This window comes from Serratia sp. Res13-Sevr-LER1-36-b (genome assembly GCF_015673035.1).
In the GTDB taxonomy this organism is placed as follows: domain Bacteria; phylum Pseudomonadota; class Gammaproteobacteria; order Enterobacterales; family Enterobacteriaceae; genus Chania; species Chania fonticola_C.
In genome coordinates this window covers 1-14,236 of record NZ_JADACK010000020.1, presented here as the reverse complement: position 1 = coordinate 14,236, position 14,236 = coordinate 1, and the positions used below count along the sequence as shown (strand labels likewise).

Annotated in this window: 13 protein-coding genes and 1 other annotated feature; of the genes, 5 read left to right on the top strand and 8 right to left on the bottom strand. The window is 53.1% G+C overall.

Annotation, left to right across the window (positions count from 1 at the left end):
• Positions 1 to 6: 6 nt before the first annotated feature.
• The 4 genes from IMQ33_RS14310 to IMQ33_RS14295 form a co-directional block, all read right to left on the bottom strand.
• A complete protein-coding gene (locus tag IMQ33_RS14310; RefSeq protein ID WP_196062264.1) occupies positions 7 to 561 on the bottom strand; it encodes a lysozyme in 555 nt (184 codons plus the stop codon).
• Positions 545 to 763, bottom strand: coding sequence for a holin (locus tag IMQ33_RS14305; protein ID WP_021808134.1), 219 nt, complete (start codon positions 761 to 763; stop codon positions 545 to 547). Before IMQ33_RS14305 ends, IMQ33_RS14310 begins: the two co-directional genes overlap by 17 nt.
• 279 nt (positions 764 to 1,042) lie before the next feature.
• Positions 1,043 to 1,807 carry a YdiY family protein gene (locus IMQ33_RS14300; protein WP_065686942.1) on the bottom strand — a complete coding sequence of 255 codons (765 nt, stop codon included), beginning with the start codon at positions 1,805 to 1,807 and terminating at the stop codon, positions 1,043 to 1,045.
• A gap of 203 nt (positions 1,808 to 2,010) precedes the next feature.
• The gene (locus IMQ33_RS14295; RefSeq protein ID WP_021182193.1) at positions 2,011 to 3,357 is read right to left on the bottom strand and encodes an anaerobic C4-dicarboxylate transporter; all 1,347 of its coding nucleotides are present in this window, start codon (positions 3,355 to 3,357) and stop codon (positions 2,011 to 2,013) included.
• A 664-nt stretch (positions 3,358 to 4,021) separates the two neighbouring features.
• Here IMQ33_RS14295 and IMQ33_RS14290 point away from each other — a divergent pair.
• Together IMQ33_RS14290 and tyrA are read left to right on the top strand one after the other, a co-directional pair.
• Positions 4,022 to 5,095, top strand: a complete 1,074-nt coding sequence (locus IMQ33_RS14290; protein WP_065686941.1) for a 3-deoxy-7-phosphoheptulonate synthase — start codon at positions 4,022 to 4,024, stop codon at positions 5,093 to 5,095.
• A 6-nt stretch (positions 5,096 to 5,101) separates the two neighbouring features.
• Positions 5,102 to 6,223: a bifunctional chorismate mutase/prephenate dehydrogenase gene (gene tyrA / locus IMQ33_RS14285; RefSeq protein WP_196062263.1), complete on the top strand. Its 1,122-nt coding sequence runs from the start codon at positions 5,102 to 5,104 to the stop codon at positions 6,221 to 6,223.
• A gap of 39 nt (positions 6,224 to 6,262) precedes the next feature.
• Here the strand turns inward: tyrA and pheA are convergent, their stop codons facing one another.
• From pheA to bamD, 4 genes are all read right to left on the bottom strand, one after another.
• Positions 6,263 to 7,420 carry a bifunctional chorismate mutase/prephenate dehydratase gene (pheA, locus tag IMQ33_RS14280; protein WP_021182196.1) on the bottom strand — a complete coding sequence of 386 codons (1,158 nt, stop codon included), beginning with the start codon at positions 7,418 to 7,420 and terminating at the stop codon, positions 6,263 to 6,265.
• Positions 7,421 to 7,504: 84 nt separating this feature from the next.
• Positions 7,505 to 7,630: a sequence feature (Phe leader region), on the bottom strand.
• Entirely contained in the window at positions 7,582 to 7,629 is a 48-nt protein-coding gene (gene pheL / locus IMQ33_RS14275) for a pheA operon leader peptide PheL (protein ID WP_192958309.1), read from the bottom strand. (Overlaps the previous feature by 48 nt.)
• A gap of 124 nt (positions 7,631 to 7,754) precedes the next feature.
• The gene (raiA, locus tag IMQ33_RS14270) at positions 7,755 to 8,099 is read right to left on the bottom strand and encodes a ribosome-associated translation inhibitor RaiA (RefSeq protein ID WP_021182197.1); all 345 of its coding nucleotides are present in this window, start codon (positions 8,097 to 8,099) and stop codon (positions 7,755 to 7,757) included.
• 312 nt (positions 8,100 to 8,411) lie between these two features.
• On the bottom strand, positions 8,412 to 9,143 hold the full coding sequence (bamD, locus tag IMQ33_RS14265; RefSeq protein WP_021808131.1) for an outer membrane protein assembly factor BamD: 732 nt from the start codon (positions 9,141 to 9,143) through the stop codon (positions 8,412 to 8,414).
• A gap of 132 nt (positions 9,144 to 9,275) precedes the next feature.
• Here bamD and rluD point away from each other — a divergent pair, with 132 nt between their 5' ends.
• The 3 genes from rluD to clpB all read left to right on the top strand — a co-directional run bounded on the left by rluD (position 9,276) and on the right by clpB (position 13,688).
• The gene (gene rluD, locus IMQ33_RS14260; protein WP_065686938.1) at positions 9,276 to 10,253 is read left to right on the top strand and encodes a 23S rRNA pseudouridine(1911/1915/1917) synthase RluD; all 978 of its coding nucleotides are present in this window, start codon (positions 9,276 to 9,278) and stop codon (positions 10,251 to 10,253) included.
• Complete coding sequence (gene yfiH / locus IMQ33_RS14255; RefSeq protein WP_196062262.1) at positions 10,253 to 10,984, top strand: purine nucleoside phosphorylase YfiH; 732 nt, start codon at positions 10,253 to 10,255, stop codon at positions 10,982 to 10,984. Before rluD ends, yfiH begins: the two co-directional genes overlap by 1 nt.
• Positions 10,985 to 11,114: 130 nt before the next feature.
• Positions 11,115 to 13,688, top strand: coding sequence for an ATP-dependent chaperone ClpB (clpB, locus tag IMQ33_RS14250; protein ID WP_021808129.1), 2,574 nt, complete (start codon positions 11,115 to 11,117; stop codon positions 13,686 to 13,688).
• The last annotated feature ends 548 nt before the right edge of the window (positions 13,689 to 14,236 follow it).

Genomic DNA, 14,236 nt, shown 5'->3' with positions numbered 1-14,236 from the left:
AAAAAGTTACTGAGCGAGCTGTTCTTTCCCTGGGAAACTTGTGGTGTTCGGCGTGCTGAGACCTTTGAGACACAGATCACGTTCGGCGGCCCGGCGGCGTTCCAGCCCCCGGTTTTTGACGCCATTGACATAAATCCAGCGCGGTAACTGATCGCAAGCCTGCTGCCATTGGCCATGGTTAAGGAAATAAACCAGGGTCGAGCGACAGGCGGCCCCCGTACCGACGTTAAAGGCAAACGCCATGACGGCATCATAAGTGGCCTGGGGCATCTGCTGTGGCAGGCATGCCGCTATGCGGCTCTCTACCCGGCGGATATCTTCCATCAGGTTTTCCGCCGCTTGCACTGGCGTGATGGACTTACCTGGAATAACGCCAGCCGTATGGCCGACACCTTGCGTCCAAACCCCTGCTGCGCATTGATACGGGGTTAACTGGCACCCCTCAAAATCGGCAATCAGATACAGCCCTTGTTCGGAAGTTTTAATTTGATTGGCCTGCGGCAACAGCATGGCGATCGCCAGAATGGCCAGGGCGCTGCAACGCTTAACGATTGAGTTCATCAAAAAGTCTCCGTGCTGCCGCATCGCGTTCGATGCTTTTGAGGATCTCCAGACTCTTGCGTCTGTAGTACCAATTAACCAGGAAGGTGCCGATCCCTACGGCCGCGCCGATCAGAAAGGCCACATCCTGCGGTGAGAGCTTGCCAAGCCAGGCGAGAAACAGCGCTGCGGAGTAGGTAATGAATGAGGTTAATCTCTCCATCCTATTAACCCCACATCTGCTGTCGCAGCGGATTGTTTTGTAGGATAACGCGACGGTCGGCCACGATAAGCGGGTCGATACTGGCCTCATTTGCCGGGTTTATCATGGTTTTTACCTTAGCAATAATTACTGTATATGCATACAGTATTAATCAAAATGCTAAAGTCGTCAAGCAAGGATAGGACTATTTTTAGCAAAATGGTCAATGCGGGAATGGGCATAAAAAAAGCCCATTAATTATGGGCTTAGAGAAGGACTGCGCGGAGCTGTAAGACGAGATTACAAACCGTACACCAGCGTGACTGAAGTCGTGGTATCGGTATTTTTCGGCGCCGAGGCAGGTGGTTTGGTGTTGTAGACCACCGTGTAGGCCAGCCGTAGGGCGAAGTCGTTATTGATGGCGACGTTTAACGCGGTTTCGGAGTTAACGGTGGTTTCGTCGTTCGCCAAAGCGGACAGGCCTTCGGATAGGCGGGCCGTGTCTGTCAGCCTGTAGGAATAGTTGGCTGCGCCATAGGCCAGGGCGCGAGTGGTGCGGCCACCGCCGTGGTATTCATCATGGCGAACGCCTGGGCCGAATTCGACACGCAGGTCCTGGCGTGGGTCGCTAAAGATCTGGCGCCCGTAACCTCCGGTCAGCGTAGAGCGTGAATCGTAACCGTTGTAACGATCGTTCAACCAGCCAACCTGGCCAAACATATAATTACGAGCCGTCAGATTATAACGGGTACGGCCACCGGCCTGGTATTTCTCCGAGGAGCGTACGTTGGAAGAGGTGGTGTTGTTCGCCGAGCCCCACAGGCTGTAAGCCGTATCGCTGTTAAACCAGGTCATGGTGGTGTTGGCCAACAGGGTTGAGTTCTGTGTGTTGCCGGACTGGGCGTTATAGCCAGCTTGAACATTACCATCAAACGGCTTCTTGGCGGTGGCCGGATCGTCCATCGCGGTGAAGAGGGTATTATCGGCTAATACGGAAACACTGGTGAAGGCGGTCAAGCAGCTAAAGAACAGCGGAATGGCGCGATGAGCGCGTAAAGAGAGCATTTTGGATCCAGTAGTTAAGTGTGATTATAAGTGATAGCGGTCACATTATATCGATTCGCCGAGGGGACAAAAATAGGCCTGGTTAGCTTATGTTTTTAGTTTAAACAGGGGACTTATGCACTTTTCGTCTAGTGATACCGGTGGCTTTTTGCGGGGGTGTTAACAGTGGCAACGGGGATCGCCCGTTGCCGGCAGAAATGCGATTAAAGGAAGGTCATCACCAGCAGATAACCGGTGATGCAGGAGCACAGCACGCCGATCAGGCCAGGGATGATGAAGCTGTGGTTAATGATGAATTTACCGATGCGAGTGGTGCCAGAGCGGTCAAAACCGATGCAGGCCAGATCGCTTGGGTAAGTGGGCAACACGAAGTAACCATAGGCCGCCGGGAAGAAGGCCAGCAACATTTTAGGTTCGACACCTAACTGCAAGGCCATTGGTGCAACGGCGGCCAGGGCAGCGGCCTGGCTGTTAACCAGTTTGGAAACCAGGAACAAGACGATGGCGTAAGTCCAGGGCTGGCTTTTCACCACGTCTTCCAGCACCACCTTCAACTCTCCCATATGTGCCTGGAAGAAGGTATCACTCATCCATGCCACACCGAATACCGAGAAGATGGCGACCATTCCCGCTTTGAACACGGCACCGTTGGCGATATCGCTAGGTTTGACTTTACAACCCATCAGGATCACGGCACCGGCGATCAGCATCATCATCTGGATCACCAGATTCATCGACAGCGGTTTCAATACGCCCTTGGCATCGGCAAAGGAAGGACGCAGATCGGCAAAGGCACCGAGCATGACCACGATAGCGATAGCGCCGAAGAAGATCAGCGTTGACCAGTAAGCCTGCTTGGGAAATGTTTGATTGAGCAGGGTTTCAGTACCGCCATAGATATAGGCGCGCTGCTCCGGATCTTGGATCCTGGCCTGAAAATCCGCATCCTTATCCAGATCTTTGCCGCGGCGCAGGCTCCACAATGCCGCCATCAATACGCCGACCAACGAAGCCGGGATCGAAACGGCCAGGATCTCCAGCAGCGAGTAGGCCTTGCCGATCCCATGACCGGCCGCAATGATCGAAACCAGTGATACCACAGCCACGGAAACCGGGGATGCGGTGATGGCCATCTGCGAGGCGACAGAGGCGACGGCCATAGGGCGCTCTGGGCGGATCCCTTTTTTGATGGCGATGTCAGAAATGATCGGGAACATGGTGTAGACCACGTGACCGGTACCGCACAGGAAGGTCAGCGTCCAGGTGGTAAAGGGGGCGAGTAAGGTGATGTGTTGTGGGTGGCGGCGCAGTAGCCGCTCGGCATATTGCATCATGACATTCAGACCGCCAGCGGTTTGTAACACCGAGGCACAGCCGATCACCGCTAAAATGGTGAGCATGACATCTACAGGAGGTTTGCCTGGTTCCAAACCGAATATAAAGCACAGCAGAAATAAGCCAATACCACTTATTAAGCCTAACCCCATACCACCAAATCGGGTGCCGACTAATAGGCAGATAATAATAATTGCGAATTGCAATGTGATCATGAGAGTCCCTTGTCAGAAAGAAAAAACTGCTAACGCTCATCGCTCCTCAATGCAGGCAGTACGGGCTCTGTCTTCGCAGAGTAACCCTAAAGAGGTGTGAGCGATTTATGCCATAGTTATTTATTTGGCGAGGGATAACTGTGAGATCCCGCAATATTTATTCAATAGAGTGACTATTATTTCTGATATAGATTCAAATGAATAAAGAATGAAAATCAATTGCCAGTTAAATGTATGACAATTGTTTTATAGTTGTTTAATTTGGCGATGGATGGGACGGGCTTGCCAAGGAACTTGTTACCTGCGCGGCGTGGCATGCAGCGCTCCTACACGCAGAGGAAGTTGTTTTTTGAACTCATGAGGGGGCAATGAATAACCTACTTTAGTGTTCAATTTTATTTACATTGCGTGGTTTTTAGGGGGGCTTCCGTTGGTGGCTCTTCGTTATGCTTTATTGAGCGATCAATTTTTTTATAAAATAAAACAATGGCTTAATCTGATTTTTGTTTCCTGTGGCCGGTGATTGTCTTTCCTGTTTATGATGGTAATTTTTTATTTACAGCAAATGGATTGAAAACTTTACAAGGAGTGGTTAAGGTAGCACCTGTAACGCTCGATGTTTTAATTACGCACACGCATAACGGCAAACGACAGGAATAGCATCATGCAAAAAGACGCGCTCAACAACGTACATATCAGTGCAGAACAGGTTCTGATCACCCCGGAAGAGCTGAAGAACCAGTTCCCACTCAGTGCCAACGATGAAACGGAAATCGCTACGGCCCGCCAGACCATTGCCAATATCCTTAAAGGGCAAGATCACCGTCTGCTGGTGGTCTGTGGGCCATGTTCGATCCACGATCCTGATGCCGCGCTGGATTACGCGCGCCGTCTGAAAACCCTGTCGGCTGAATTGAGCGATCAGCTGTATATCGTTATGCGCGTCTATTTTGAAAAACCAAGAACCACCGTCGGCTGGAAAGGCCTGATCAACGATCCGTATATGGATGGATCCTTTGATGTAGAAGCGGGTTTGCACATTGCGCGTCGCCTGCTGTTGGATCTGGTCGGTATGGGCCTGCCGTTGGCGACCGAAGCGTTGGATCCGAACAGCCCGCAATACCTGGGCGATCTGTTCAGCTGGTCGGCGATCGGTGCGCGTACTACAGAGTCCCAGACGCACCGTGAAATGGCTTCCGGCCTTTCAATGCCAGTGGGCTTCAAAAACGGTACGGACGGTAGCCTGGGCACGGCCATCAACGCGATGCGCGCTGCATCCATGGCGCACCGGTTTGTCGGTATCAATCAGGCTGGCCAGGTTTGCCTGCTGCAAACCCAGGGTAACCCAGACGGCCATGTGATCCTGCGCGGCGGTAAAACGCCTAACTACAGCGCTGAGCACGTTGCCGCCTGCGAAAAACAGATGCAGGACGCGGGACTCCATCCGTCCTTGATGATAGATTGCAGCCATGGCAACTCAAATAAAGACTATCGCCGTCAGCCAGCGGTTGCCGAATCCGTAGTTGAGCAGATCAGAGCGGGTAACCGTTCGATTACCGGCATCATGCTGGAAAGCAATCTGCACGAGGGCAGCCAGTCTTCTGAACAGCCGCGTGTGGATATGCGCTACGGCGTATCGGTGACCGATGCCTGCATCAACTGGGAAAGCACGGAGACGCTGCTGCGCCAAATGCATCAGGATCTCGGCGCTGCGCTGATGGCACGCACTGGAGAGTAGTGAGTTATGGTGGCTGAACTGACCGCATTGCGCGATCAAATTGACGAAGTGGATAAAGCGCTGCTTGCCCTGTTGGCGAAACGCCTGGAGCTGGTAGCGGAAGTAGGGGAAGTCAAAAGCCACTACGGTTTACCGGTTTACGTACCTGAGCGCGAGGCGGCAATGCTGGCCTCTCGCCGCCAGGAAGCGGAAAGCCTCGGCGTTCCACCAGATTTGATCGAAGACGTGCTGCGCCGCGTGATGCGCGAATCCTACACCAGTGAGAACGATAAAGGCTTCAAAACGCTGTGCCCACAGCTGCGCCCTATCGTCATTATTGGCGGTAATGGCCAGATGGGCCGCCTGTTTAACCGGTTGCTGACGCTGTCGGGTTATCAGGTCAAAGTGTTGGAACAAGAGGATTGGCCGCAGGCGGATAGCCTGCTGGCGGATGCCGGGATGGTGATTGTCAGCGTGCCGATCCATATCACCGAGCAGGTAATCGCCCAACTGCCGCCGCTGCCGCAGGACTGTATTCTGGTCGATCTGGCTTCAGTGAAGAACCGGCCGTTACAGGCGATGCTGGCCGTACACAGCGGCCCGGTATTGGGGTTACACCCGATGTTTGGCCCGGATGTTGGCAGCGTGGCCAAACAGGTAGTGGTGTACTGCGATGGCCGTCAGCCGGAGGCCTACCAGTGGCTGCTGGAGCAGTTGCAGGTTTGGGGCGCACGTTTGCATCGTATCAGCGCCGTCGAACACGATCAGAACATGGCCTTTATCCAGGCGCTGCGCCACTTTGCTACTTTTGCTTACGGCCTGCATCTGGCTGAAGAGAACGTACAGCTGGAGCAGTTGCTGGCGCTCTCTTCGCCGATCTATCGGCTGGAGCTGGCGATGGTGGGGCGGCTATTTGCTCAGGATCCGCAGCTGTACGCCGATATCATCATGTCTTCGGAAGACAACATTCATCTGATCAAACGCTACTATCAGCGCTTTGGTGAGGCGATCAAGCTACTGGAACAGGGCGACAAGCAGGCCTTTATTCAAAGCTTCCAGAAGGTGGAGCACTGGTTTGGTGATTATGCCCAGCGCTTCCTGGTTGAGAGCCGTTCTTTGCTGCGTCAGGCGAACGATAGCCGTCAATAGATGAAAAAGGGTTCGGCATAGCCGAACCCTTTTTGCTACTTAAGACGGATTGACCGGCACCACGTTTTCGCTTGGATAGCAGCCCAGTACTTTCAGCGAGCGGGTAATCGGTGTCAGCCCTTTCAACGCCTTCTCCATCGCGACAGAACGCAGGTTAGCCTGCACATCAATGTAAAACATCTCTTCCCACGGGTTACCGTTGATTGGGCGTGATTCCAGCTTGGTCATGATGATGCCATTGTCACGTAGCACCAACAGGGCTTCCACCAGAGCACCGGATTGTTGACCGGTGGCCATGATCAGCGTGGTTTTGGCCGGAACCTGCTCAGAAACCTCAATCGCCTTACGCGCCAGAATAATGAAGCGAGTGATGTTCTGCTGCTGATTTGCCAGGTTATGTTCCAGCACTTGCAGGTTGTACAGCGCACCACCGGCCTCGCTGCCCAACGCCGCAGCTTTTGGCGAGTTCAGCTTGGCGACCTTCTCCATCGCGGCGGCGGTGCTTTCGCAATACTCAATCTTCCAGTGGGGATAGCGGTTCAAATACTGGCTGCACTGCTGGAAAGGTTGCGGGTGGCTATAAACGGTTTCGATCTGCTGCAGATCGGTGTCGCTGGCTACCAGCACGCAGTGATCGATTGGCAAGGTTAGTTCACCCACGATCGACAGGCTGGTATGTTGCAGCAGGTCGTACACATCGTTGATCGATCCGGAGCTGGTGTTCTCGATCGGCAAAATGGCGTAATCCGCCTGGCCGGTTTCCACCTGGGTAAAGATGTCCTGGAATTTCTGACAGCCGCATTCGATGAGCTGATCAAAATGGCGAGCGGCGTACTGGCGGGCGGCCAGATGTGAGTAAGAACCTTTTGGCCCCAGGAAGGCAATGCGCGCGGAATGTTGGCTAGTCTGGTTAAGCTGGTGCTGCAACAGGGCCTGCTGGGTCAGCACGGAGTCTTCGATAATCAGCTGGAACAGGCGGGTGACGTAAAAGCCATCGAGGTCATAAGGTTTGGCCGCGCTGATCAAGGCGTCCAACAGATCGCGCTCACGCTCTTTATCGCGGATCGGGCGGTGCGAATGCAGTTTGGTTTTGCCCACCTCTACCGCCAGTTCACGGCGCTCTGCCAGCAGGGCCAGCAATTTCATATCCAGTGCGCTGATGCGTTCGCGCAGCACGAGTAACGGGTTATCAGTCATAATCAGCTTTGCCTTGTATTCTTCTAATCCCGTCGTCTTGCAAGCCGCAGCTTGAAGCCCAGCGGGGCGGGTTGTCAAATAGCCATAAAAAAAGCCCCCTGTTTGAGGAGGCTTGGTTGTTCGTCTTCGCATTCTTTCTCACACGACGAAACGCCTCCCAATCAGGGGAAGGTAAAAAAGAATGCGAAGAAAAACGGTTTACGGCTCATGGTGTTCCAAAATGTGTGTAAATCAGGGTTTAAAGTAACCGCTGGCTTTTCACTGTGTCAATAGAAACCGGCAGACAAAAAACGCGCCCTCGGGCGCGTTTGATGTGAAACAATCACTTGCAGAGTTATTCCTCTTCTTCCTGCGTGATTACCGGAGCCAGGTCTTTCACGCTGGCATAAGCGCGGCGTGCTTCGCTCTTGTGTTGTACCTTGTTCAGCTGACGCTCAAGTTTGGCAATCAGGTCATTCACGGCGGTATACATGTCTTCATGTTTGGCGCTGGCAACCAGCGGACCGTTAGGCGTGGTAATGGTAGCGTCGACGGCAAACCCTTTAGGTTCTTTAGATAAGACAATGTGTGGGTTGATCAGCTGCGCCTGCCACTTTTCCAGTTTACTGAGACGGTCTTCGACATGATTACGGATTGCGGGGGTGATATCCATTTGTTTGCTGGTAATGTTGAGTGTCATATAACTTACCTCTCTGTCTTTCCGTCTTGGATAGATTCAGCATACCGCTCTTTTTGCCGAAATGCGTGATGTAAAACACAAATTTTTGTCACTTTTTGCAAAGTTAGTTCAATCTGTGATTTAGCGTCTGAAACCGCCATCTAACACTTGAGTCTTGGCAGCAGAACGCGCATTATCGATAAGTTAACCGGTGGTAAAGCCTTGCTAACACCGTGTTTTTGCTTGTGTATTCATCCTGAAAAAGGCCGAATTTGCAGCAAATGAAAACGGCAGCCGAAGCTGCCGTTTTGTTTTTCTGCCCATCTCAAAGACTCAAGACGCGTTAGCGGCGATGATTTTCGCTACCTTGTCGGCCTGAGCATTCAATTGCAATTGGCGATAGGCGTTTTCCATCAGCGGCAGCGCATCGCGGGTCGCTTTGGTATCTGGGAATTCACGCATCATCTGCTCAACGCGATTAACTACCGCGACGTAAGCGCCACGTTTAGTGTAGTATTCCGCCACTGAGAGCTCGTACTTGGATAGACGGTCCTTCAGGAATACCAGACGCTTGTAGGCATCGGTCGCGTATTGGCTGTTCGGATACTGCTGGATCAGCTGGCTGAAGTCGCGGAATGCGGCGCGGGCATGCTGTGGATCGCGGTCAGAACGGTCAACCCCGAAGAAGCCTTGCAGTGCACTGTCATCCAACGCCATATCTGTCAGACCGCGCATGTACATGACGTAGTCAATGTTCGGATGCGTTGGGTTCAGGCGCATAAAGCGATCGATAGAGGCCTGTGCCAAAGGTAAATCGGCAGATTTATAGTAGGCATAAATCAGATCCAATTGGACCTGCTGAGAGTACGGCCCGAATGGATAGCGGTTATCTAACGCTTCGAGTTGCGTAATCGCGCCCTTAAAGTTACCGTCCTGCAGTTTTTGCTGGGCAGTAGCATAGATTTCCGAAGGCGGGCTGTCGGGAACCGTATCCTTGGATGTGGAGCAACCTGCCAGCGCCAGGCTCAACGTGGCTGCCGCCACCAGATATTTCATACGCGTCATGACGTTTAGATTATCCTCAGGGTGTTATTTTGGGAGACTGTCCGTTAAGCTCCCGACAAAAGACCAGTTACAATAGCACATTATATTAAACGGCATCGCCGTGAAAACCCAACGTTAACGAAGAAGCTGCATATGGCACAACAAGTACAACTCACCGCAACGGTGGCCGAAACTCAACTCGGACAACGTTTAGATCAGGCTTTGGCCGAATTGTTCCCTGATTATTCAAGATCTCGCATAAAAGAATGGATCCTGGAAGACAGGGTACAGGTCAATGGCAAAACGATAAACAAGCCGAAAGAGAAGGTACTGGGGGGAGAGACGGTCGCCATTGATGCACAGATTGAAGAAGAGGCCCGTTGGGAACCGCAAGACATCCCGCTGGATATCGTCTATGAAGACGCCGATATTCTGGTGATCAACAAGCCTCGCGGTCTGGTGGTGCACCCAGGTGCGGGTAATCCGGATGGGACGGTGCTTAATGCATTGTTACATTATTTCCCGGAGATTGCCGACGTACCGCGTGCCGGTATCGTTCACCGTTTGGACAAAGATACCACCGGCCTGATGGTGGTTGCCAAAACCGTTCCAGCGCAAACCCGTCTGGTAGAGGCATTGCAGGAGCGTGAGATCACCCGTGAATATGAAGCGGTGGCGATCGGCACCATGACCGCGGGTGGCACGGTGGAGCAACCTATTGCCCGCCACTCCACCAAACGTACTCACATGGCCGTGCACCCAATGGGCAAACCTGCGGTGACTCATTACCGCATTATGGAACATTTCCGCGCCCATACCCGTTTGCGTTTGCGCCTGGAAACCGGCCGTACGCACCAGATCCGTGTGCATATGGCGTATATCGACCATCCGCTGGTGGGCGATCAACTCTACGGTGGCCGTCCACGTCCGCCAAAAGGGGCATCAGAGGCCTTCATCAACACGTTGCGCGGCTTTGACCGTCAGGCACTGCACGCAACCATGTTGCGCCTGTATCATCCGATCAGCGGTATCCAGATGGAATGGCATGCGCCAATCCCACAGGATATGGTCGATCTGATCAACGCGCTGAAGCTCGATACCGAAGAATTCAAAGATCAGATGGATTGGTAATGAGTTCGCTGATTGTACCCGATTGGCCGTTGCCTGCAGGGGTAACAGCCTGCAGCTCCACTCGTCATGGCGGTGTCAGCCTTCCTCCCTATGACTCACTGAACCTCGGTGAGCATGTTGGTGATGATGCACAGGCCGTGGCGCGTAACCGCCAATGCCTGGTAACGGCGGCTGGCTTGCCGCAGATGCCACTGTGGCTGGAGCAGGTACATGGCACTCGTGTACTGACGCTCGATGGCCAAACGCCTGAAGATTTGCGCGCCGATGCGGTTTACAGCAATGTGGCCGGGTTGGTCTGCGCGGTGATGACAGCGGATTGCCTGCCGGTGCTGTTTGCTTCACAAGCAGGTGATGAAGTTGCCGCCGCGCATGCCGGTTGGCGTGGCTTATGTCATGGCGTGCTGGAAAATACCGTGGCGCGCTTTGCTGCGGCACCAGAAAACATCACAGCCTGGCTAGGCCCGGCGATCGGCCCAAACCGGTTCGAAGTTGGGGCTGAAGTGCGTGCGGCATTTATGGATATTGATAGCGCCGCCGCTGCCGCTTTTACTTCCCATGGTGAAAAATTCCTCGCAGACCTCTATCTTTTGGCTCGCCAGCGCCTTCAACGTGCTGGTATTTTCGCCATTTATGGCGGTAATCGTTGCACAATGAACGAAATGAGTCATTTTTTCTCCTATCGGCGCGACGGAACAACCGGACGTATGGCAAGTTTGATCTGGGTGAGATAACCTACTGCCCTAGGACGATCCACTGATGCATGACGTTGTACTCATAATATAGTGTCGAGATAACCTTGAAAATTTGAGGGATGACCTCATTTAATCTCCAGTAGCAATTTTGACCTACATTGGAGGTGTTATGCGTCTGGATCGTCTTACTAACAAATTCCAGCTTGCCCTCGCCGATGCCCAATCTTTGGCCCTTGGGCGCGACAATCAATTTATTGAACCGTTACATCTGATGAGCGCCCTGCTCAATCAGGATGGGGGCACGGTTCGCCCATTACTGACTTCTGCCGGGATTGATGCTGCGCGAGTGCGTACCGACATCGATCAGGCATTGTCTCGTCTGCCACAGGTTGAAGGTACCGGTGGGGATGTTCAACCCTCACATGAACTGGTACGCGTCCTCAACCTTTGCGACAAGCTGGCGCAAAAGCGGGCAGACAAGTTTATTTCATCCGAGCTGTTTGTGCTGGCGGTGCTTGAAGATCGCGGTAATTTGACCGATCTGCTGAAAGCTGCCGGTGCCACAGCGGACAAAATAGCCAAAGCCATTGAGCAAATGCGGGGAGGAGACAGCGTGGATGACCAAGGTGCTGAAGATCAGCGTCAGGCTCTGAAAAAATACACTATCGATCTCACTGAGCGTGCGGAACAGGGCAAGCTTGACCCGGTGATTGGCCGTGATGAAGAGATCCGCCGCACCATTCAGGTGCTGCAACGCCGTACCAAAAACAACCCGGTACTGATTGGTGAGCCTGGTGTCGGTAAAACCGCCATCGTTGAAGGCTTGGCTCAGCGCATTATCAACGGTGAAGTTCCCGAAGGGCTGAAGCATAAACGTGTGCTTTCCCTGGATATGGGCGCGTTGATTGCCGGGGCGAAATACCGGGGCGAATTTGAAGAACGCCTGAAGGCGGTGCTGAGCGATCTTTCCAAACAGGAAGGCAGCGTCATCCTGTTCATCGATGAGCTGCATACCATGGTGGGTGCCGGTAAAGCCGATGGCGCGATGGATGCTGGCAACATGCTCAAACCCGCGCTTGCCCGTGGGGAACTGCACTGCGTAGGGGCGACCACGCTAAACGAGTATCGCCAATATATAGAGAAGGATGCTGCGCTGGAGCGCCGCTTCCAGAAAGTCTATGTCGCGGAACCGAGCGTGGAAGACACCATCGCCATCCTGCGTGGCCTGAAAGAACGCTATGAGCTGCATCACCACGTGCAGATCACGGACCCGGCGATCGTAGCGGCGGCAACGCTATCGCACCGCTATGTTTCCGACCGTCAGTTGCCGGATAAGGCCATCGACCTGATCGATGAGGCCGCCTCCAGCATTCGTATGCAGATGGACTCTAAACCGGAATCGCTCGATCGCCTGGAGCGCCGCATCATCCAGTTGAAACTGGAAGAGCAGGCACTGAACAAGGAATCGGATGACGCCAGCAAGAAACGCCTGGAAATGCTGAGTAGCGAGCTGGAGCAGAAAGAGCGCGAATACTCAGAACTGGAAGAAGAGTGGAAAGCGGAAAAGGCTTCGCTGTCTGGTACCCAGAATATCAAGGCGGAACTGGAACAGGCCAAGATCACGCTGGAGCAGGCGCGCCGTGTAGGTGACCTTGGGCGCATGTCTGAACTGCAGTATGGCAAAATCCCTGAGCTGGAAAAACAGCTTGAGGCGGCCACGCAGGCAGAAGGCAAGACCATGAAGCTGCTGCGTAACCGCGTTACCGACGCCGAAATCGCTGAAGTATTGGCGAAAGCGACCGGTATCCCGGTAGCCAGAATGCTGGAAGGTGAGCGCGACAAACTGCTGCGTCTTGAGCAGGAGCTGCACTCACGGGTGATTGGCCAGGATGAAGCGGTGAACGCGGTGTCCAATGCTATTCGCCGTAGCCGTGCCGGTCTTTCCGATCCTAACCGGCCGATCGGTTCATTCCTGTTCCTGGGGCCTACCGGGGTGGGTAAAACCGAACTGTGTAAGGCGTTGGCTGGGTTCCTGTTCGACAGTGATGACGCGATGGTGCGTATCGACATGTCCGAGTTTATGGAGAAACACTCCGTATCGCGGCTGGTGGGTGCGCCTCCAGGTTATGTTGGTTATGAAGAGGGCGGTTATCTGACAGAAGCGGTGCGCCGTCGTCCGTATTCAGTGATCCTGCTGGATGAAGTGGAAAAAGCGCACCCAGACGTGTTCAACATCCTGTTGCAGGTGTTGGATGACGGACGTCTGACAGACGGACAAGGTCGTACCGTTGATTTCCGTAATACCGTGGTGATCATGACCTCTAACCTGGGTTCCGATCTGATCCAGGAGCATTTCGGTCAGATGAGCTATCCGCAGATGAAGGAATCGGTCATGGAGATGGTGAGCCAACATTTCCGTCCGGAATTCATCAACCGTATCGACGAAGTGGTGGTGTTCCATCCGCTCGGCCAGAAACATATCGCGCAGATTGCCAAGATCCAGTTGGCACGTCTGTACCAGCGTCTGGAAGAGCGCGGCTACGAAGTCAGCATCACGGAACCGGCCTTGGAGCTGTTGGGCAAAACGGGTTACGACCCTGTGTATGGTGCGCGGCCGTTGAAACGCGCTATCCAGCAGGAAATCGAAAACCCGCTGGCACAGCAAATCTTGTCTGGCAAGTTGATCCCAGGCAAACCGGTGACGCTGGACGTGGAAAACGACCATATCGTTGCCAAGCAATAAAAGTATCTGTTGGTAGCTATATAGAAGGGGGCGGTTTTTACCGCCCCCTTTTCTTTGGCTTTAGCCTGGTTGACGGGTTTTCTTCGAGCAAAACTCTTAAAACCGTCCTTTTTTGCTCAATAAATACCCATGAATGACGTTTTGGCTGGTTTTTTGAACGCTTGAAAAGTTTTTTGAATTTAGGGGTTGCGCCCTTCTGAGAACTCCCTATAATGCGCCTCCACTGACCGGGAACAACGACTCCTCTAACGAGAACCAGTCGCCCAGCCAGGAAGAAGCAACCCGGTGAAAACACCGCGTCTCGTAAGAGAAAAAGGTTGACTCTTCAGCGGGAAAGCGTAATATGCACCTCCCGCGTTACCGAGAAATATCACGGTAACGAACGCTCTTTAACAATTTATCAGACAATCTGTGTGGGCACTCACAAGACGATATCCAGCTACTTCGGTAGCAAAAAAATATCAAGTCTTGAAGAGTGACCAAGCAGTAATTCATGCGAATGAATTATTACGAAAGTTAATTTTCGAGCATCGCTGCACGAGTTGCAG